Raw genomic sequence first — 21,314 nt, forward strand, 5'->3', positions numbered from 1 at the left:
AGTTTGAGTTAATGAATCCCCGCATATCGTTTATTCAATTAACAACCTTATTTACAACCAATGTTTAGGATAAACTCTACCGGGCGCTGCGCTACTAAAAAGAACTGTACATAAAACAATTACTACAGAACCAAGGAGAACAGGAGTAAATACATAACTCCAAGAAGCATGAGTAAGTACACCTAGTAAAGCAACTGCACCAGCAGGAGGATGTACAGTTCGAGTCAACTGAGTTACTTTAATTGTAGTCGCAACAGCCATTGCCATGACCCAAGGTGCTGTACCAAATAATTGAACTAAGATAACACAAATAATAGCTGCGATCGCATTCCCTCCAATTACATTACGCGGTTGAGCTAGAGGACTATCTGGAATACCAAAGACTAAAACTGCCGTTGCTCCCAATGGGGCTGCAATACAGGGATAAGATGTATGAGTTGTTAAATAACCTAAAATTGCAATTCCGATGAATGCGCCTAACCACGATAAAAGTATATGTTGAATCGAAAAACGTGGTTGATGATTACCATTAATATACGGAGAAGTTCTATTTTTTCTAAATAGTCTGCGACCTAATGCAATAGTTTTTTTTAAAGTAATTATTCTAGTGCGTTTAAATCTAAATCTGATCGGGTATTGCATAGTGCAGATTAATTAAATAAATTTTTTATTTTGAAAAATAAATATTAATCTCACAAACTTTTGATTACCTTCTAAAACATGATTAAATCGCGATTAGCTTGTGATTGAGAGCTATTATCTAATCACAAATGCCATTCGTGACTTGTTTACTTTTATGTTGGTAACTTAATAAGTTTGTTATTAAAGTCATAGTATCTTAACAAATCACTGAAATCAATAATATTAGTATTTTTAGATACAGAAAAATTTTTAAATACTTTTTTACTTGCTGCATTACGAACGTAATATTTTATATTTCTCCAACCTCTGATCTATAACTGTTCAAAATCAAACCAGATCAAATCTCTATGTACAAGCGTGTTAAACTGAAAAGGCTGTCTAAATTCGCACATTCAGGATTTCGGGTGTTTTCATAACCAGGAAATCCACCTGAATGGAGGATCAACCCGAAAGGAGAACAATAAAAATATGCCAGTTGTATCGCTCGCAGAATTACTAGAATCTGGGGTTCACTTCGGTCATCAAACCCGTCGTTGGAATCCCAAAATGTCCACCTACATTTATACTGCTCGTAACGGTGTTCATATTATTGATTTGGTGCAAACTGCCCAATTAATCGAAGAAGCTTACGACTATATGCGCTCTTCTTCTGAACAAGGTAAAAGAGTTTTATTTGTAGGCACTAAACGCCAAGCAGCAGGAATCATCGCTCAAGAAGCAAGCCGTTGTGGAGCTTATTATGTTAATCAACGGTGGTTGGGTGGAATGTTGACTAACTGGGAAACCATCAGAACCAGAGTAGAAAGACTCAAAGAATTAGAGAGGTTAGAAGAAACTGGCGCACTTGATAAAAGACCCAAAAAAGAAGCTTCTGTTTTGCGCCGTGAGTTAAGTAAACTCCAAAAATATCTCAGTGGAATCAAATTGATGCGTAAAGTTCCTGATATTGTGGTGATTATCGACCAAAAACGTGAACACAACGCGATTTCTGAATGTCAAAAATTAGGTATCCCGATTGTATCTATTCTCGATACTAACTGCGATCCCGAGTTAGTCGACATTCCTATCCCTGCTAACGATGATGCTATTCGTTCGATTAAACTAATTATTGGCAAACTAGCTGATGCCATTTACGAAGGTCGTCATGGTCAATTAGATACGGCTGAAGAAGATTACGAAGAGTTTGAAGAAGGAATGGATGGTGAAGATTATCCTGATGCCGAATACGACGAAGAGTACGAAGAAGAATACGAAGAAAACGAAGGCGAAGAAGAATAAATAGCTCTCGGCAAAATCATTTTAGGGCAACCCTTGAGTTGCCCCTCCTTAATAATAGAAAATTAACTTGTAACCATTGTTGAGAAATAGGTACTAAAAAAATGGCGCAAATATCGGCACAACTAGTCAAAGAACTCCGTGAAAAAACAGGCGCGGGGATGATGGACTGTAAAAAAGCCCTGGCTGAAACCGATGGCGATATGACTAAAGCAGTTGAATGGTTACGCCAAAAAGGAATCACTGCTGCCGGCAAAAAACAAGGTCGGGTAGCTGCTGAAGGTTTGGTAGACAGCTATATTCATACTGGCGGAAGAATTGGGGTTTTAGTAGAAGTCAATTGCGAAACTGATTTTGTCGCTCGTGGTGATGATTTTAAAGAATTAGTACGCAATATTGCTATGCAGATTGCTGCTTGCCCCAATGTTGATTACGTCAGGGTAGAAGATATTCCTGAAGAAGTAGCTGCCAAAGAAAAAGAAATTGAAATGGGTAGAGACGACCTGGCAGGTAAACCTGATAATATTAAAGAAAAAATCGTTCAAGGCAGAATTGAAAAACGCTTGAAAGAAATGTCTTTGCTGCCTCAACCCTATGTGAAAGACCAGAGTATTACTGTAGAAGAATTAGTTACTCAAAGTGTGGCTAAACTTGGTGAAAACATTCAAATACGTCGTTTTGTTCGATTTGTCTTAGGGGAAGGCATTGAAAAACAAGAATCCAACTTTGCTGAGGAAGTAGCTGCTCAAACCGGTCAAAAATAGATGTTTAATCAAAAGTAACAGGTTAAAAAAATAGCTTCAAGTTAACTTTTGCTTGACTAATTTTTCTAAAAGATGGGGCTTGGTAAGAGGCAGGAATTTGATCTTCAAAGAATTGTGAAAGTTTGCTTTGAGGTTGGCTTTTTACCATTACCCCTTCTCTATTAAAAGTTGACCAACAGTCGGTGCTGTCTCCGTCGTCTTACGGTGGAGTAATCTGTGACTTAACGAGTCTTTTTTTTGTTTCAAGCTATACTCAATTTTTATTCAGGAAAAATTTGTACAAGTGGTTTCCGCTTGCGTAGGGGCAATTCAAGAATTCTCCCTATAGTTCGGCACAATCCTCAACTGATAACTGCTAACTAATATGAGTTATATTAAGCAAATTAAACAAGATCTAGAGGCTTTGGAACAGATTGTAACTGAAGTATCGGAGGAAATTCAGCAATTATATGCTAATTATCTTAATATTTTAGGCAATTCTACCCAAAAACAACTAATATTAGCAAGTTATCAGATTTGCACGCAAATTTATCCCGAATCTTTTTTACAGCTATCTTTAAGTCAGCGTCAAACGTTACAACAAAATTTGAGAAAACTAGGTAAAGACATTAAATCGAAATTACTTAATCATCTGCAAGCTTCTGAATCGCCTCAAAAAGATAAAGAAGCAGAAAATTTAAATTTGGTTGAGGCAATGATTAAAAATTTACCTTTCGTTGAAATCTCAAAAGATGAAGAAAATGATGAAAATTTAGAGTTAAATTTAGATACCGCTACCAGCGAGACATGGCAAGAATCTTCAACAGAAACAGCAAATCAAAACCAAGAAGAAACTGATGTTTCATTACCTGAAGAAATATCAGAATTAAACGAACCTGCCAAGCTTGAACTTAATAATCCCTATAATTTGATTGTTTGGCAACAAAGAGTTGAGAAAGGAATTAAACAAAGTTTAGATGAGATTTCTAGAGAAGCTAATCAATGCTTGCAAGAAGCAAATATTATTCCTAGTCGTTTGCCTACTAAAATTATGGATGTAGCTATTGGTGCAGAAGAGGCTACTGGAGGCGGTAATAAAGTTCATCATCTTCCTAACGTACTTAATATAGTTGTGGAAACAGAAAAAGACAAAAAATCATCCCAAGCCAACATTACTCAAATTAGTTTATTACGTTTACGTTTATCAGAAATTGAATTTGCTGATTCTCTGCTGAATATGGAACGAAATAAGATTCGTAATTTACTGAAAAAAATTCAAAAATTAAAACAACAATATCAAGCTAAACAGCGAGAATATGCTAGTGCTGAAGCAGAAGCAGCCTGGCGTTCGAGTTGGTATGAAGAATAAATTGTGTGCGATGGGGACCAATGATAAATGCACTCGCCCAATTGGACTAGATTACAAAAAGCTCTTGCTGTAGAAGCAGAACGAGATTACCCTGATTTAATGGGAAATGAATATCGTTTTAGTGAGTTTCTTTGTCTGAGTTTCGGTAAACCTCCAAGTAATATACCGATTGGGGAACGTCGTCGTTGGCAAGAAATGGCAATGAGATTTGCTGTTTATCCTCAATTAGAGCGTAGTGAAAGACAGCATTTAGTTGCGGATGCGCGGAATTTTCTTTCTCAACAACAAAAACTCAGCGAAACGCCTACTGAACCACCAGAACCTAAACTACCGCGTACTAAAACTTTAGTTAGTAGTACAACTAAATCTTATGCTCGTTCGGCGACAAGTTTAGAACAGCCTTTGAGTCAGGTAATTGAAATTGGGCGTAACAGTCGTTATTTGGAACGGTTGGGATTAGCTACAGTTAGAGATTTATTGTTTTATTATCCCCGTAATCATCTTGATTATGCTCGTCAGGTAACCATTGCTCATCTCGTACCAGGGGAAACGGTTACTATCATTGGGACAGTGAAAAGTTGTAAATGTTTTACCAGTCCGAAAAAGAAACAGCTAACTATTTTTGAGTTAGTTATACAAGATTTAACAGGAAAGATTCGACTCAATCATTTTTTAACGGGTAATCGTTATAGTAGTCGTGCTTGGCAAGAAAGATATAAACGTCAATATCCGATTGGTTCAGTTGTCGCTGCTTCAGGTTTGGTTAAACAACAAAAATACGGTTTTACCTTAGAAAAACCAGAAATCGAAGTCTTAGATAGTCATGGTGATAGTATTGAATCAATTAAGATTGGAAGAATTTTACCAGTTTATGCCTTAACCGAAGGTGTGCCAGCCGATAGCGTTAGAAAAGCTGTCATTGCTACCTTACCCGTAGCAAAACAAATAAAAGATCCCCTGCCTGCAACTATACGCAAACAATATGGTTTAATAAAACTAAGAGATGCGATCGCAAATATTCATTTTCCCGATCACCAAGAAATTTTAGCTCATGCTAGGCGTAGATTGGTTTTTGATGAATTCTTTTATTTACAATTAGGTTTTCTCGAACGTCGTCAACAATTTAAACAAACTCAAACTAGTGCTACTTTTAATCCTCAAGGGGAGATTATTCAAAGATTTAGTGCGGAAATTTTACCTTTCCAGCTTACTAATGCCCAAAAGCGGGTAATTAATGAAATTCTGCAAGATTTAAGTTCCTCAACTCCAATGAATCGTCTCGTCCAAGGAGATGTAGGTTCGGGTAAAACAATTGTCGCTGTCTTTGCAGTTTTAGCTGCCATTCAGTCTGGTTATCAAGCAGCTTTGATGGCACCTACAGAAGTACTCGCAGAACAACATTATCGAAAGTTGGTTAGTTGGTTCAATCTTTTACATCTTCCTGTTGAATTACTGACTGGTTCGACTAAAACTGCTAAAAGAAGGGAAATCCATTCTCAACTAGAAACAGGAGAATTACCTTTATTAGTAGGAACTCATGCCTTAATTCAAGACCCCGTCAATTTTTATAAATTGGGTTTAGTTGTAATTGACGAACAACATCGTTTTGGAGTGCAACAGAGAGCTAGATTACTTGCCAAAGGACAATCACCTCACGTCTTAACCATGACAGCAACACCAATTCCCCGTACTCTGGCTTTAACTTTACACGGAGACTTAGATGTCAGTCAAATCGATGAATTACCGCCTGGAAGACAAGCAATTCAAACTAAAGCACTGACAGGCAAACAACGCAGTCAAGTTTACGATTTAATTCGGCGAGAAATTGCCCAAAGAAGACAAGCTTATGTAATTTTTCCTTTAATTGAAGAGTCCGAAAAATTAGATGTTCGCGCAGCAGTAGAAGAACACCAACGTTTATCAGAAGTAATTTTCCCTGAATTTAAAGTCGGATTACTCCACGGTAGAATGAGTTCGGCTGACAAAGATGCAGCGTTGAATGCTTTTCGAGATAATCAAACTCAAATTATTGTTTCAACTACTGTCATTGAAGTTGGGGTGGATGTTCCCAATGCTACTGTGATGTTAATTGAGAATGCGGAACGTTTTGGTTTATCCCAATTGCATCAATTACGAGGTCGTGTAGGTAGAGGTAGTCACAAATCTTTTTGTTTTTTGATGAGTAGTAGTACCAATCAAGATAGTCAGCAGCGTTTAGCAGTTTTGGAACAGTCTCAAGATGGCTTTTTTATTTCTGAGATGGATATGCGTTTTCGAGGCCCAGGAGAAGTGCTAGGTACTCGTCAATCGGGATTACCAGATTTCGCTTTAGCTAGCTTAGTTGAGGATCAAGAGGTGTTAAATTTGGCTAGAAATGCAGCAGAAAAAATTATGTTAGCTGATCAAAATCTATGTGGTTTTCCTTCTTTGAAAAAAGAACTAGCAGTACGTTATCAGAGAATGCTTGGTAGCGATATTTTAACCTAAGTAGGTGAACGTAATTAGTTTGAGGCACGAAACCCAACAAAATCTTATTAATGTTAGGTTTCACTATCGTTCTACCTAACCTACCAAGTCTCTTGTTACTAATAGCAGAAATAGGGTACAGTGTTCCAGATTGCATTGTGCTGTTGAGGTTTTGCTAATTTCTCTAATTTTCTCATTTCTCAAGCTAGACAACTCTCTTTTTTTACTCCACTATTTTACCATTCTGTCAATGCGTAAGTTCTATAGATTTACATCAAACTAATACCCTAAAATTCGATTATCTTGAGTAATGTTAGTTGTGATGAGTGGGACTTTACCAAAAGAATTAATTCGGGTTAAGGCATACGAATTCTGGGAAGAACGACAGTTTGAAGGAAGAGATGGGACTCCTGAAGGCGATTGGGAAGAAGCTAGACAGTATTTAGAAAAGCATCAATGGGAAGTTCGTTACTGGAAGTTTAAAAAAGTATTAAATAACCCAATAAGCTTTTTTTGGAAAACTTTACCTGCATCAGATTGGGTCAAACTTTTGGGAGTTCCTGTAGTTCTAGGTTTTGCTACTGCTTGGGTTACAAGTAGATATCAAGAAGAAAACAGACAAATCGAGACTATTAATAAATATTTTGAACAAATTGAAAAACTGGTTGTTAGTAAAAAAATTGATAAAAATATAGATTGGTCAAAACTAGATGATTCAGTGAAGGTTATAGTAAAAGCAAAAAGCCTAGCTACCTTAAGAAGTATAAATCTTCAGCGAAAAGAAATTATTATCAGTTTTTTATCAGAAACTGACTTACTTAACTCTAAAAATAATGGAATTAGCTTAAAGCACTTTAACTTATCACCAAACAATAAATTTGAGTCAGGTATCATCTTAAGTGGATTAAAATTAAAAAATATTAATTTGAGCAACGCTACTCTTTTAAGCTCAAATTTTGTAGGGGCTGACCTCGCAGAGGCTAACCTCATTCGTTCTGACCTCTCTTCTAGTAATCTCGAACAAGTTAATCTTAATCGGGCTTTACTCCAAGATTCTAAACTTTCTTCTACTCACCTCTATAATGCTAACTTGTCTGGTGTTAACCTCGTTCGTGCCGATCTTACTCGTGCTTTCCTTAAAGAAGCAAATCTCGAAAAGGCTGATCTCTGGAGTACTAATTTCAAAGAGGCTAACCTCGAAGGGGCTAACCTCAAAGGGGCTAAACTTGTTTATGCTAACCTCGAAGGGGCTAACCTCGAAGGGGCTAACCTTATAGAAGTGAAAAACTTGAAACCTAAGCAAATTAAATCAGCTTGTTTCTGGGAAGAAGCAATCTACAAAGGTGACTGGTATGAAGATAAGATAGCTGGCAAAGCTAAAGAACCAGATAACAGAAACTACATTGAAGAGTTAAGAAACGACAAAACACCATACCACAAACCAAATTGCAGTCGCTGGTCAAAATAAAGACTCCACAAAGTTACCAATTACGTAGAATTATTCTCAAAAGTCTCGTTCAATCGTGGTTGTCAGTTCAGTATATTTGTACGCTTTAGTAAAACTTATGATTGATTGAGCTTTGAAACTTCGATTATTATGTTAATTCGGACACTTCGCAGGTAGGTTAGCAGATTAAATAATATTTTCGACAGGCAGAACCAAAAAAGCGTAAAATCCACAAACGAAGTTATATTACATATAAATAAGTAAAGACGTAGCTTATCTACTACGCCTCTAAAAAGTTATTAATTTTTAAATTAACCAGCAGTTACAGGTTGATTAATTCCAACTAACTTTTCACTTAAATCCCATAATTTCTTTGCTTTATTTTCATCTAATGCTTCGTTAGAAACCTCTTGAACAAAAGATTGACGACCTTCTTTTTGTCGATTTCCCCAACTGAAATAAGCACCAGATTCTTTATAATTCTCATCAGCTACAACTTGCGCTACGCGATCGCCTGCGAGTTCTTGAGAAACATATCCTCCTGTAATATTTTTCTGGAAGAGAGGGAAAATTTTTCTAAATAAAGGATAATGATTGCGGAATAGAGGAGTATCGGCAACACAACCAGGATAGAGAGAGGTGAAAATAATTCCTGTTGAGTTGTGGTAGCGTCGGTGTAATTCACGCATGGTTAGCACGTTACAGAGTTTACTATCTTTGTAGGCTTTTCCTGATTTGAATTTTTTACCGTTAATCATGGTAATGGGTTCTTTAAATCCTGCTTCAAAGCCTTCTAAATTACCTAAATCTGGTGGTGCAGGAATTGGAATCTTACCGCCTAATTCTTTCGGGTTAGCGGTAACAGTTCCGAGGATAACTAATCTCTTGTCTGAGGAAGGAGATCTCATCAAGTCATCCAGCATCAATCTACATAATAAATAGTGTCCGAGATGATTAGTTGCTACGCTCAATTCATAACCGTCTTCGCTACGCATTGGTTCTTTTAACAATGGTAGATAAACGGCTGCATTACAAACTAAAGCGTCTAAATATCTACCAGTAGCGCGAAAATCTTCGACAAATTGACGCACACTAGCTAAAGAGGCTAAATCCAGTTTAATAATGCTGTAGTTTCCTTCAGGAATGCGTACTTCTTTGGCTGCTTGTTTAGCTTTTTCTAGGTTACGACAAGCCATAACTACGTGCCAACCTCGATTAGCTAAGGATTTAGCTGCGTATAAACCAACTCCTGAAGATGCACCAGTGACGATAACTGTTTTTTGATAACTCATTGCGCTCTTGTAAAGCCAGGCGAAGCCTGACCGATTTTGTTAAATTTCTCTATATTTTTTAGAATCGCATAGAAGGGCAAAAGCTGATTCAATCTTGGTCTGACTTGTCATATAAATCAAAATTTATGATTTTTTACAAAAGTAGTTATTGGGTTATTGATGTTTACTTATAAAGCTTAATTTAGGCTGTTTTAGAATTGGTAATAGTTAAGATAATTTAATTAAAACCTTTATTTATTAATACTTTTAGGTAATTTTGCCAGAAATAATTTTAATACAAGCGATCGCTTTTGGAGATCGGCAAAACAATCATATTGTTGCGAATTTATTTTTGTCTTTTGTTTTTATTTATATTATGTAAAAATTAATTTAGTTATAAACGCCAGTTTTCAATCGATAAGTTAGTTATTTTTGCAAATTCTTTAATATTGGCAGTAACTAAACCTAATTGATTACTTAATGCAGTTGCCCCAATCAGTAAATCGTATGCAAATCAGTGCATACCAGTCTTTTTCAAATAATTTCTGATTTCAACAGCAGTTGTTGCTTCTTTAGTTCCAAAGTCAATAATTGTGATCTGACTAAATAATTTTTCTGTAAGAGGTTCGATTTGTTTTGCTTTAGCAGGATTAAGTTGTAATCCATATTTAACTTCCATCACAGTTAGGGTCGGACTTACTACGGAAAAAATTAATTATTTTTTACAAATTTCATTTATATCAGCTTGACTTACTAAATAATCAATCTGTAGAACTAGACTGGGGCGAGATTGGGCTTATTTTGGAGAGAAATAAATCAATCCAAATGCTTGCTAGATAAAGTGTTTAGACTAGATGTTGAGGTAGAGCGATCGCGAAGCGACACTGTGCGATCCCATTTTTTAAAGTTATTTTTGTCTTTTGTTTTTATTTATAGTAAAAGCAAGCAAAAAGTTTTAAATATAAACTTTAATTCATATATATTGTTATTGAAAAGATATTTAATTCTATTAATTCTATCTAATACTTTTTAATATCTAATTACAGCCATTTTTATTTTTAATGCCTCTTTATTTTCGTTGTTAATTGGTCAATAATGCAGACAGATATTAAAAGAAGCTACATATCAAATTTAAAGACCAGACAACGACAACAACTTATTTCAATCGAGATTTCTAAGATTCAGAGGAGATTAATCACAGTGGGACAAATCAGATTAGCAGTTTACGGCAAAGGCGGAATCGGTAAATCAACCACTAGCTGCAACATTTCCGCAGCCTTAGCCAAAAGAGGTAAAAAAGTACTCCAAATCGGTTGCGATCCCAAACACGACAGTACTTTTACTCTGACAGGCTTTTTAATTCCCACCATTATCGATACACTACAAGAAAGAGACTTTCACTACGAAGATATTTGGCCCGAAGATGTCATTTATCAAGGATACGGTGGCGTTAGCTGTGTAGAAGCTGGTGGTCCTCCTGCTGGTGCTGGTTGTGGTGGTTATGTAGTAGGAGAGACTGTCAAACTCCTTAAAGAATTGAATGCTTTTGACGAATACGATGTCATTCTCTTCGACGTACTAGGTGACGTTGTTTGCGGTGGTTTTGCTGCGCCTCTCAACTATGCCGATTATTGCTTGATTGTGACTGATAATGGTTTTGATGCCTTGTTTGCAGCTAATCGCATTGCTGCTTCTGTCAGGGAAAAAGCACGCACTCATCCCTTACGCCTTGCTGGTTTGATTGGTAATCGTACTTCTAAACGAGACTTAATTGATAAATATATTTCTCATGTACCGATGCCTGTACTAGAAGTATTGCCTTTAATTGAAGACATTCGCGTATCGAGAGTGAAAGGAAAGACTTTGTTTGAGATGGCAGAAAGCGATCCTTCTCTCAAGTTCGTTTGCGATTATTATCTCAACATTGCCGACCAAATTTTAGCCCAACCAGAAGGTGTAGTACCTCAAGATGCACAGGATCGGGAATTATTCTCTTTGTTGTCTGACTTTTATCTCAATCCCCAACAACCTAAGAAAACTCAAGAAGAAGAATTGGATCTAATGATGGTTTAATTCCGTAGGGGCGAACTGCCGTTCACCTGTAGAGATAATTCATGAATTATCTCTACGTAAAAAATACAGTCAATTTTGGGGTCATATTCTGGGAAAAATAGATTTAATCAAAATTTATTTGGACTGGAAAAAATCATGGCAGACATTCTCGCACAACCAGAACAATTCAAAGCTGAATTAAAAGAAAAGTGGTTGAACTATTACCAAGAAAATCGTAGTTGGTTGCAACAATGCATGAATGAAAATAGCGGTTGGTGCGATTGCGTCGAGTATGAGGAAGAAGAACTAAAAAGCTTTGAAGTTGAAGAAGATTATTGTCCCCGTCGTCCTGAATGTTATTTTATCCTTGGTGTTGTAAGTGTTTTAGAACCATCAGTTAGAGGTTTATTCACTTTTATGGAATATTCAACAGGCAGTTCAGAACAACTTGTTAACGCTTTAGGATTAGATTTTGACCCCGAACTTGAATTAAAAAAACGTCCGCAACAAGAAAAAACCGCATCAGAATATCTCGACCAAATTAGAGAGGAGATCAAAACATGACACTGGCACAAGAACCCACAGCATTAACATTTGATTGTGAAACTGGGAATTATCATACCTTTTGTCCGATTAGTTGCGTTGCTTGGTTATATCAAAAAATAGAAGATAGCTTCTTCTTAGTTATTGGGACAAAAACCTGTGGTTACTTCCTCCAAAATGCAATGGGAGTAATGATCTTTGCCGAACCTCGTTACGCCATGGCAGAGTTAGAAGAAGGAGATATTTCCGCACAACTAAATGACTATGAAGAACTAAAGAGACTTTGTGTACAGATTAAGCGCGATCGCAATCCTTCTGTAATCGTCTGGATCGGTACTTGTACCACTGAAATTATTAAGATGGATTTGGAAGGTTTAGCACCGAAGTTAGAAGCAGAAATTGGTATTCCCATTGTTACTGCCCGTGCTAATGGTTTAGATTACGCCTTTACTCAAGGGGAAGATACTGTACTTGCTTCAATGGCACATAAATGTCCTTCTCAAGCACCTGTCGCCGAAGCAGAAAAAGAAGAACGTAACGCTATTTCTAAATTACTCAACTTTGGTAAGAAGAAAGAAGAAACCAAAGCGGAAGAATCGGAATATGTGGATCATCCTCCCTTAGTTTTATTTGGTTCTTTACCCGATCCTGTCGTTACGAATCTTACTTTAGAACTGAAAAAACAAGGCATTAAAGTATCTGGTTGGTTGCCTGCCAAGCGTTTTACCGAATTACCAGTGATTGAAGAAGGTTATTACGTTGCTGGTGTTAACCCCTTCCTATCTCGTACCGCTACCACTTTAATGCGTCGTCGCAAAACTAAACTGATTGGCGCACCCTTTCCTATTGGTCCCGATGGTACTCGCGCTTGGATTGAAAAAATCTGTTCTGTTTTTGGCATCGAACCTCAAGGTTTAGAAGAAAGAGAAGCCAAAATTTGGGAAAGTTTAGAAGATTATATTCAATTAATTCGCGGTAAGTCAGTTTTCTTCATGGGTGACAACTTACTTGAAATTTCTTTAGCGCGTTTCTTGATTCGTTGCGGTATGACTTGTCCAGAAATCGGTATTCCCTATATGGACAAGCGTTATCAAAAAGCTGAATTAGATTTGTTGGAAAAAACCTGTCAAGAAATGGGTGTTGCTCTGCCCAAAATTATTGAAAAACCCGATAACTACAATCAAATTCAACGTATTTATGAATTACAACCAGATTTAGTAATCACTGGTATGGCACACGCTAATCCTTTGGAAGCAAGAGGAATTAATACTAAATGGTCGGTTGAGTTTACTTTTGCCCAGATACACGGTTTTACTAATGCTAGAGATATTCTTGAATTAGCTACTCGTCCGTTGCGGAGAAATAATAATTTGAAAGAGTTGGGTTGGGAGAAGTTAGTTAAGGAAGAAGCAAAGGTTTAAAACAATCAACAAATATAGCAATAGATAAGAGGAATTTGATTAACTATAGATTCCTCTTTTTTTATGGTTTTACATTGACACCAAAATTAATATCAATAATTTTTAATAATCAAGTCTTTAAATCAAGCGATCGCGTTATTTTGTTAGAATAAAATATCTTTCCATTAACGATAACAATCATGGAAGAATTGTTAGACCTTAAAAAATTACTGCTGCAAGGAGATATTAAAGGTTCTCTTGCTTTAGTAGAAGAATTGGAAGAAATGGGACGCAAGGCAATCATTGATAAAATTCGTAGTTATGCAATTATTCTTCTTTTACATTTAATTAAACAACAAGCAGAAAAAAGAACTACTAAATCATGGGATGTTTCAATTCGTAATTCTATTCGAGAAATTATTAATACTAACAAAAGACGCAAAGCTGGTGGTAACTATGTTTCTTCAGAAGAATTAAAAGAAATTTTGATAATAGCTTATCCTTATGCCTTAGATTCGGCTTCTTTAGAAGTAGCAGAAGGACGTTACGAAGTAGAAGAATTAGAAGAGATGGTCAATCAAGAAGAAATTATTAATTCTGCTCTAAAAAAATTAGTACTTTAAAGCGATCGCTTTTTATAATATAAATATAATAGTGCTTATAAAATAATTAATAAAAACCACATTCTGCTAGCAAAGCTTTTTTAATTTCTGACCAATACTTATTTTCTAAAACTCCTAGTTTATTCTGAAGTCTTTTAAGTGAAACTGGTCTAATTTTACTCAGATTTAAACCTCTTTCTTTGTCTAAACCATTAGCTGCTGTTGGTTGAACATTGACAATAAAAGGATAATTTCCTGGAGTAAGAAAAGGAACAATCACTGTAGTATCACCAAATTGATTACCAATATCATTTTGCACAATTAAGCAGGGACGAATTTTAGCTGTTTCTGAACCGACTACGGGGTTTAAATTAACCCACCAAATTTCTCCTCGTTTAATCTTCATCGTCTATGCCGTCACCGATGACAATTTCCCATAATTTTTCCTCTTCTTGCATCTCTTTATTTTCAGATTGCGCAATATATCCTGCACGCATACTTGCTTCAAATTTACTTCTGCGGTCTTTTTCAATTAATTCATTAATGTATTTGCTACGATTTTTTACTTGAGAATCTAAGTACTGAAGATTTTTTTCACTGACAGTGATACTGATGTTCTTTGTCATATTATTAATTTATATTATTTTTTATATTATAAACTAATAATATTTATTGACAGCTTTAGTTATCTTGCTCAGATTTGAGGTGTACTTTTTTTTAATTCTTAAAAGCGATCGCTTGCTAATTTTTTTTTATTTGTATCCTAACAAACTAAGAATTTTCAGTTACTAAAATATTTAATTCTTGTTGCATTTTTTTAACTACTAAATTGTAACAATCATCAACATAATTACGATCTTTTGCTGCTTCTTTGCCATAGTTATCAAAGATTATTGGTGTACAAACACGAGTATGAATTTTTACTGGTAAAGGAATATTTGGAATCGGCCCAATTCCTATTCCCCAAGGTAATCCTAAGTAAATTGGAAAAATTTCTGGATCTACATTATTAATCCAAGGCATTCCCCATTCATGAAGTTGTTTAACGATCGGATACAAATCTCCTAAGACAAATAAAGTGTCATGGGCGCCGATAGAAATAACAGGAACAATTGGAACTTTTGTTCTTAATGCTAATTTGATAAAGCCTTTTCTACCGACAAAATTAATTTGATGACGTTGAGAATAAGGACGAAAAAGATCTTGCGCTCCACCAGGATAAACGAGTAAACTAGCTTTATTTTCTAAGGCAGCAAAAGCCATTTTGGGATGAGCAATGATTGCGCCTGTTTTAGCTGCTAATTGAGCTAATTCGGGATTAAATTGCCAAACACTGGGATGCATCAAACCATAAACAGGACGTTTTGTTCCAAAATGACGAAACCAATCATACATCGTCATAATCATATCTGGTGTAGCTAGACCACCATTATGGGAACCAACTAATAATACTTGTTCGTGAGCAGATATTTGATGCCAACCATCAGTTTTAACGCGGAAATAATAACGATAAAACCACTCCCAAATTGGCATAAATAATTCAATTGTTTGGGGATCGCGTTGGTCTAAAGACCAACCAGAATTATTTGGTTGTTGAGTCTGATTCACTGAAGGTTTTTGGTAAGGAGCAACTAATTTTTTATCATATCCCATTCAGCATAATTAGCTGCTTGTCCACAATAGTTTCCTGCCCGATCGCGTAAATTCCAGATAATAGTATTCTTGATTAAAAATCGTTTTCCTGTGCTAGAAATTCTAACTCCAGAATAATTGTCAACATAGCCTTTTTGTGCTACTTGTTCTAACATTTGTTGTCTTTCTAATTGATTAATTGGTTCGGCAGTTGAACGAGAAGGAGTCTGAATAAAATTTTGCCAATTAATTTCCCACAAATCTAAAGCAACTTGATTGCCATAATTAAAAATTGGCTCTGCTTGAGTGCCATGGGAAACTACTACAAAAGGAGCAAAAAATAGAGCTTCTGCTTGTGCTGCTGGTGTTCCTTTTCTGGCAAGTAATTCCTTACCAACTACTTCAGCAAAACTATCAAGAATGATTTGACTCCAACTAATAATTTCTGGCTGTTGCCACACTTGGGATGACATAAATATTATGCTTATCCTTGGCTGATTTCAAGAATATTGTGGTCTGGATCTTGAATAAAATAGGCTGCCCTTCCCGAGGCACTCATTTGCATAGGATAGCCTTTACTTTGTAATCGTGCGAGCGCTGCTGACAAATTATCTACTGCGATCGCAAAATGAGGATTTCTACCCCATTTAGTTTGATTAAAGATTTGGTTACGAAACTCAGGATGAACAATGAGATGGAGTTGACAATCACCAATTTGATACCACGTTCCTGGAAAGTTTGAAGTTCTTCCTTCTGCTTTAACTAAACCCAAAACCTCGCCATAAAAGTGTTCTGCTTTGGCTAAATCGGAGACTAATATGGCTGTATGAAGCAAGCGAGTAATCTGCATAGACCGAAATGATGAACTGAAGTTATTTTACAATTTCATGCTTAATTTTTTTTTGCCTGAGTTAGTAATACTTTTTCTAAATACTGCACAATTACAATTCCGATACTGACGCTAGCAGCAGCAAATAACCAGAAATTATGAGCAAAACTAACCGAACGATCTAATGCCCAACCACCAAGAGGAGGTCCAATTAAATAGCCAATTGCCCAACATTGAGAACTAATAGAAAGATAAACTGCCCGTAAAGATTGAGGAGCTAAATCAGCTACCAAAGCAGAAGCAGCAGGAGTATAAACTATCATTGCCACCGACATCACTCCTAAAGACAAAATGCCCCAAAACAAAGCATAACTAGAAGTAATTCCTGTCATCCAAACTAAAACAAAGCCCAATCCCCACAGCAACAAAGAAATGACTAAAGCTTGGGTACGACTAATCCGATTTAATGCACGAGCTACAGGTAACTGACATAAAGCAGCAAAAGCAATATGCCAACTAAACAAAGCACTAATAATTTTTTCTGAAAACCCTGCTTCCGTATCCCCTGCCGTGACAAAATTTTTAAAATAAAGAGGCATGGTACTTTGTACCTGAGCTAAATAAGTCGTAAACAAAATATTGACTACCGCATAAACCATCAAAGCTCTGTCTTGAAAAGCGATTGACCACTTGCGAGTTTGAGTTTCTTGATGAAGTGAAAATTGATAAGTTTCTGCGATCGCAACATAAATAATGCCAAAAAAAACGACAAAGGAAATTCCATCAATGATGAATAAAGAGCGATAGTTGCCTGAAGTAGCAATCAACGCACCACCTAAAACCACTCCCAAACCCAAACCCAGACTATCCGCCAATCGGGTAATTGCAAAAGCCTCATTTCTTTGTTGAACCGTAGTTAGATCTACAATAGCTGCCTCGGTTGCGGGCCAATATAAACCGATACCCAAACCCATTAACAAATTACCAATGATTAAGGTAAAAACATCATGAGTCATAGCTAAAAAAACATCCGCGATCGCAGAAATTACGGCTGAAATTAATAAAGTACGTCTACGTCCCCAACCAGGAGAATCAGCCCATTGTCCACCCAAAAATCTACCAATAACTCCTGATAAAGAACCACTACCGATAGCAATCCCCACTACAGTAGAAGATATTCCCACTTGGTTAACAAAAAAAATCGGGGCATAAAACATGGTAAAACCCGAACCAATCTGGGACAATAATCTACCTGCTGCCAAAATCCAAACTTGACCACTAAAGTTTGGTAAGTATTTAAACATGATTATTTACACTAAAATATTGTTCATCAAAATTCCTGGGTAGAAACCCCGTCCTTCTAGGACGGCTTTACATTAAACGTGTTAAAATGTGAGGCATGACTGAACGTGCCTACAAGTTTCGCTTTTACCCAACACTATCGCAAGAAAATCTCTTGCGACGGACAATGGGTTGTGTGCGTTTGGTCTACAACAAAGCTTTGGCTGCAAGAACAATCGCTTGGTATGAAAAACAAACAAGAATTGATTACAAACAAACTTCTAGTTTGTTGACCAGTTGGAAGAAAACCGAAGAACTTGATTTTCTCAATGAGGTTAGCTGCGTACCTTTGCAGCAATGCTTGAGGCATTTGCAAAAAGCCTTTTCTAACTTTTGGGGCAAAAGAGCTAAATATCCTCGTTTTAAGAAAAAACGTAATGGTGGTTCGGCAGAATTTACCAAGTCGGCTTTTAAGTACCGAGATGGTAAAGTTTGGCTGGCTAAGTGCAGCGAACCATTGAATATCGTTTGGTCGAGGTATCTTCCACAAGGATGCGAACCATCGACTGTTACTGTTAAACTCGAACCTTCTGGTAGATGGTTCGTTTCTTTGTTGGTTGATGATTATACCGTAGAAGTACTTCCACCAACTGAGCAAAAGATTGGATTGGATGTTGGTGTTTCTAGTCTGCTTAGTACCAGTGATGGTGACAAGATAGCTAATCCCAAGCATTTTAATCGGCTGTATCAGAAGCTTGCGTGCGCACAAAAGGAACTGAGTCGGAAAACCAAAGGCTCTAGTAACCGAGAGCGCGCGCGACTTAAAGTAGCCAGAATACACGCCAAAATTAAAGATGCTCGTACCGATTTTCTGCACAAATTGACTACTCGCTTGGTTCGCTTGTAAGCTTGATTGCTATTGAAGACTTGGCGGTGAGCAACATGGTTAAGAATCGCAAGCTGGCTCGTTCTCTTAGCGATGCTGCCATCTGTCAAATGTTTCGTCAACTTGAATATAAATGTGAGTGGTACGGGCGAAAATTGGTCAAGATTGACCGCTTTTTTCCTAGCTCTAAACGATGTCACCATTGCGGTTTTGTAATGGATAAGTTGCCTTTGAATATTCGCAGTTGGGATTGCCCTAGCTGTAAGACAACAGGCATTGATAGAGACATCAACGCTGGAAAAAATATACTCGCTGCGGGACTCGCAGTGATTGTCTGTGGAGCGGACATAAGACCCGATAACCATAGTGTTAAAGGAGCGAGTGCGGTCTTGGGGGTTTCCCCCATGAGCAACTCGCGTAGGCAGTTGCGAAAAACCGCGCACAGCGGAAGGAAACAGAAACCTAAGTCGTGAGTCTTAGGAATCACCGCCCTAGAAGTGCGGTGAGGATGTCAACCAAAATATCTCCCGCGTAATCATTAACCCAGCCTTGACCAAATCCTGTATAAACTTTAGAACCTAACCCAAGCGGAATAATAATCAACAGGGAGATAAAATTAAAAACTCTAAAATTTTTAATCACCAATAACCAGTGACAAATGACTAAAAACCATTAAAACTGATTTCGATAAGGTTTGGTGGGTTTTTTCTTTTTCTTTTTCTTTTTATTTTTTTCGTAGTCGATTTCTTTAAGTTTTTTCATAATCCGACTAAAGTATTCTTGTAAATAACCTTCTAAAGTCGTAGTGTCTTTCGGATCAATGCCAAAGGTTTGATATATAGTCATTTCAAATAAGAAAGAGACACTAAGTTGTACAATAATCGCGAATAATATCATCCAAAGATGTAGCTGAAGATGCATACATTCTTTTTCGTTTCAAAGCACTAAAATCGTGTTCAATATCGTTCAAATCAGGAGAATATTTGGGCAGAAATATTATTTGATGCACCGTCTCTTCTACTAGTTGTCTGATGGCACTTTTCCGATGAATTGGTGCATTATCCATAATTAACACTGATGGTCTGGTTAACGATGGCAATAAATATTTACTCAACCACCCTTCAAACCCTTCCGCATTGAGACTGCCTGTAAAAATCATCGGTACGATTAAATCTTTTTCCCCTTTTCTTCTAGCTGCTAACAAATTCTCCCGAACCCCTTTTTTACCTTGTCTTTCTCCGTAAATTTTTTGTCCTCTTACTGACCAGGCATAAATACAAGTTTGAATTGGTTCAAATCCTGACTCATCGATAAAAACCAGACTTTTACTACCGTAGACTCGGATTAGTTCTCTTAGTCTTCGATAATATTTGATTCTTTCTGGTCGGCTTCTTTCTCGATAACGTAGTTGTTTTTTTTTCTGGTAATCTTCATTTGACGCAGAGCATATAGTATAGCTGAAGGTTGAACTTCAAATTTGATTGCTCGATCTATTAATCGCTGCTGCGGATTCTCTCTAACATCTTGTTTTAATGCTTCCCAGTTCAATTTTCGTCTGCGACGTTTAACTTTAGTCGCTTCGAGATTTTTCCGATTTAACCAGCGGTAGATTGATGCTCTCGACACTTGAAAAATTTGGGACGCTTTGGTCACACCTCCTCCCCTTTCCACATAGTCAATTACCTTTTTTCTTAAATCTAGACTGTAAGGCATTAGTATAAGTTGGCTAAAATCCTATTTCAATTTACGTTATATTTGTCTCATCCTTAATTAAAATGACTATACTTCTTCCATTGGCGCATCTAAAGGTTGACCGCTAGCTAAAACTTCAGCAAAGGCAAGACGATCTGCTGTATTTTGTCCCCATTTGAAGAAACGAGTTATATTACGCATCAAACCCAAAACAGTCAGAGACACCCGAGAAATTCTCGCATCTTGTCCTGATAGTTTTTCACAAATATTAATTATTTCATAAGCTCCCCAAGCCCTTGTGCCTACCACAGGAAAAGTTTGTTTTTCTGTAGCAGGGACTTCTAGCGCACGAACAGCAAATTTAGCAATATCTTGAGTATTCATATAAGCAACAGGAGTGCTTTCTCCCGTTACCCACACTACTTGATTATCTAAAATTGGAATAGCATATTGACCAATTAATCCTTGCATAAAACCGCAAAGACGTAAGATAGTGTAATTTACACCAGATTCTCTTAGAAATAGCTCTGTACAACGTTTAACTTCCATCAATGGAACATTGGGATATTGTTCAGCATTGAGGATCGAAAAAAAGATATAGCGGTCAATACCAGCAGCTTTAACAGCTTGAATTAAATTAACTTTACCTTCCCAATCTACTTGTTTAATACTAAGGTTATCAGTTGGTCTGGCTGTAGCTGCATCAATTACAGCATCTATGTTTTCTAAGGCTGGAGGCAAAGTCTCTGGTTTACAAATGTCTCCTGGAACTAATTCTGCACCCCATTCTTTTAAAAAAGTTGCTCTGCTAAAACTTCTTACTAAACACCGTACTTCATGTCCTTGATCGAGAGCGTAACGCGCTACTTGTCTGCCTAAAGTACCTGTAGCACCAACTATTAATAATTTCATTTATTAATTTTGTAATATTTTTTAACGTTTCTCTAAGATTTTATCAAAAAGTTTTTTGGTTACAACTTTGAATTTGATACGAAGATCATTAATCCCTAATATATGGTGCGTAGTTCACCAAATAGAATGATGTTGATTATGGGTTTTAGTTAAGTTGATTGATAAGTATTTTTGCTGTAATAGGCGTGTCGGCTCATTCGCTCAGAATATTCACTCAATTTAGATGTTTTAGATTAAGTCTCAATCTATTGTCTTGATGGTCAATTAATATT

18 protein-coding genes and 4 pseudogenes are annotated in these 21,314 nt (G+C 36.6%); 10 read left to right on the forward strand and 12 right to left on the reverse strand.

Translation table 11 applies throughout. The annotated features are described in order from the left end of the window. Positions 1-51: 51 nt before the first annotated feature. Positions 52-642, reverse strand: a complete 591-nt coding sequence (locus STA7437_RS18425; protein ID WP_015194905.1) for an HPP family protein — start codon at positions 640-642, stop codon at positions 52-54. Between the two features lie 468 nt (positions 643-1,110). Between STA7437_RS18425 and rpsB the strand changes: the two genes are divergently transcribed. The 5 genes from rpsB (at position 1,111) to STA7437_RS25045 (ending at position 7,963) form a co-directional block, all read left to right on the forward strand. Next, on the forward strand, positions 1,111-1,920 hold the full coding sequence (gene rpsB / locus STA7437_RS18430; RefSeq protein WP_015194906.1) for a 30S ribosomal protein S2: 810 nt from the start codon (positions 1,111-1,113) through the stop codon (positions 1,918-1,920). A gap of 101 nt (positions 1,921-2,021) precedes the next feature. After that, entirely contained in the window at positions 2,022-2,681 is a 660-nt protein-coding gene (gene tsf / locus STA7437_RS18435; protein WP_015194907.1) for a translation elongation factor Ts, read from the forward strand. 364 nt (positions 2,682-3,045) lie between these two features. Next, complete coding sequence (locus STA7437_RS18440) at positions 3,046-4,029, forward strand: hypothetical protein (protein WP_015194908.1); 984 nt, start codon at positions 3,046-3,048, stop codon at positions 4,027-4,029. A 27-nt stretch (positions 4,030-4,056) separates the two neighbouring features. Next, complete coding sequence (gene recG, locus STA7437_RS18445; RefSeq protein WP_015194909.1) at positions 4,057-6,516, forward strand: ATP-dependent DNA helicase RecG; 2,460 nt, start codon at positions 4,057-4,059, stop codon at positions 6,514-6,516. A 289-nt stretch (positions 6,517-6,805) separates the two neighbouring features. Next, complete coding sequence (locus tag STA7437_RS25045) at positions 6,806-7,963, forward strand: pentapeptide repeat-containing protein (RefSeq protein WP_015194910.1); 1,158 nt, start codon at positions 6,806-6,808, stop codon at positions 7,961-7,963. Between the two features lie 290 nt (positions 7,964-8,253). On the opposite strand, the gene STA7437_RS18455 is transcribed toward STA7437_RS25045, so the two are convergent. After that, complete coding sequence (locus STA7437_RS18455; protein ID WP_015194911.1) at positions 8,254-9,234, reverse strand: protochlorophyllide reductase; 981 nt, start codon at positions 9,232-9,234, stop codon at positions 8,254-8,256. A gap of 493 nt (positions 9,235-9,727) precedes the next feature. Next, positions 9,728-9,892 carry a PIN domain-containing protein gene (locus STA7437_RS26255; protein ID WP_150109091.1) on the reverse strand — a complete coding sequence of 55 codons (165 nt, stop codon included), beginning with the start codon at positions 9,890-9,892 and terminating at the stop codon, positions 9,728-9,730. A 530-nt stretch (positions 9,893-10,422) separates the two neighbouring features. Here STA7437_RS26255 and bchL point away from each other — a divergent pair. From bchL to STA7437_RS18480, 4 genes are all read left to right on the forward strand, one after another. Continuing rightward, positions 10,423-11,286, forward strand: coding sequence for a ferredoxin:protochlorophyllide reductase (ATP-dependent) iron-sulfur ATP-binding protein (gene bchL, locus STA7437_RS18465; protein ID WP_041620182.1), 864 nt, complete (start codon positions 10,423-10,425; stop codon positions 11,284-11,286). A 135-nt stretch (positions 11,287-11,421) separates the two neighbouring features. Beyond that, positions 11,422-11,829: a DUF5331 domain-containing protein gene (locus tag STA7437_RS18470; protein ID WP_015194913.1), complete on the forward strand. Its 408-nt coding sequence runs from the start codon at positions 11,422-11,424 to the stop codon at positions 11,827-11,829. Further along, positions 11,826-13,229: a ferredoxin:protochlorophyllide reductase (ATP-dependent) subunit N gene (locus STA7437_RS18475; protein WP_015194914.1), complete on the forward strand. Its 1,404-nt coding sequence runs from the start codon at positions 11,826-11,828 to the stop codon at positions 13,227-13,229. Before STA7437_RS18470 ends, STA7437_RS18475 begins: the two co-directional genes overlap by 4 nt. Before the next feature lie 179 nt (positions 13,230-13,408). Next, positions 13,409-13,831 carry a DUF29 family protein gene (locus STA7437_RS18480; protein WP_015194915.1) on the forward strand — a complete coding sequence of 141 codons (423 nt, stop codon included), beginning with the start codon at positions 13,409-13,411 and terminating at the stop codon, positions 13,829-13,831. Positions 13,832-13,877: 46 nt separating this feature from the next. Here STA7437_RS18480 and STA7437_RS18485 read toward each other — a convergent pair whose 3' ends face one another. From STA7437_RS18485 to STA7437_RS18510, 6 genes are all read right to left on the reverse strand, one after another. Continuing rightward, positions 13,878-14,216, reverse strand: a complete 339-nt coding sequence (locus STA7437_RS18485) for a type II toxin-antitoxin system PemK/MazF family toxin (RefSeq protein ID WP_015194916.1) — start codon at positions 14,214-14,216, stop codon at positions 13,878-13,880. Next, the gene (gene mazE / locus STA7437_RS18490; protein WP_015194917.1) at positions 14,206-14,436 is read right to left on the reverse strand and encodes a type II toxin-antitoxin system MazE family antitoxin; all 231 of its coding nucleotides are present in this window, start codon (positions 14,434-14,436) and stop codon (positions 14,206-14,208) included. The genes STA7437_RS18485 and mazE overlap by 11 nt, the downstream gene beginning before the upstream one ends. A gap of 145 nt (positions 14,437-14,581) precedes the next feature. Next, positions 14,582-15,463: a lysophospholipid acyltransferase family protein gene (locus STA7437_RS18495; RefSeq protein WP_015194918.1), complete on the reverse strand. Its 882-nt coding sequence runs from the start codon at positions 15,461-15,463 to the stop codon at positions 14,582-14,584. Beyond that, complete coding sequence (locus tag STA7437_RS18500; protein ID WP_015194919.1) at positions 15,442-15,915, reverse strand: MEKHLA domain-containing protein; 474 nt, start codon at positions 15,913-15,915, stop codon at positions 15,442-15,444. Before STA7437_RS18500 ends, STA7437_RS18495 begins: the two co-directional genes overlap by 22 nt. A gap of 11 nt (positions 15,916-15,926) precedes the next feature. Next, positions 15,927-16,292 (reverse strand): VOC family protein, encoded by a 366-nt coding sequence (locus tag STA7437_RS18505; protein ID WP_015194920.1) that lies wholly within the window; start codon positions 16,290-16,292, stop codon positions 15,927-15,929. Between the two features lie 41 nt (positions 16,293-16,333). Next, a complete protein-coding gene (locus STA7437_RS18510; protein ID WP_015194921.1) occupies positions 16,334-17,575 on the reverse strand; it encodes an MFS transporter in 1,242 nt (413 codons plus the stop codon). Positions 17,576-17,670: 95 nt separating this feature from the next. On the opposite strand from STA7437_RS18510, the pseudogene STA7437_RS27735 reads away from it, so the two are divergent. Continuing rightward, positions 17,671-18,911: pseudogene (locus STA7437_RS27735) on the forward strand (RNA-guided endonuclease InsQ/TnpB family protein). A gap of 199 nt (positions 18,912-19,110) precedes the next feature. Here the strand turns inward: STA7437_RS27735 and STA7437_RS26260 are convergent. The 3 pseudogenes from STA7437_RS26260 to STA7437_RS18530 form a co-directional block, all read right to left on the reverse strand. Beyond that, a pseudogene (locus STA7437_RS26260) lies at positions 19,111-19,278 on the reverse strand (3-beta hydroxysteroid dehydrogenase); the annotation flags it as partial. 25 nt (positions 19,279-19,303) lie between these two features. After that, positions 19,304-20,151: pseudogene (locus STA7437_RS25930) on the reverse strand (IS630 family transposase). A gap of 69 nt (positions 20,152-20,220) precedes the next feature. Beyond that, positions 20,221-21,042, reverse strand: a pseudogene (locus tag STA7437_RS18530) (NAD(P)H-binding protein); the annotation flags it as partial. Between the last annotated feature and the right edge of the window lie 272 nt (positions 21,043-21,314).

It is taken from the genome of Stanieria cyanosphaera PCC 7437 (assembly GCF_000317575.1).
Lineage (GTDB): Bacteria > Cyanobacteriota > Cyanobacteriia > Cyanobacteriales > Xenococcaceae > Stanieria > Stanieria cyanosphaera.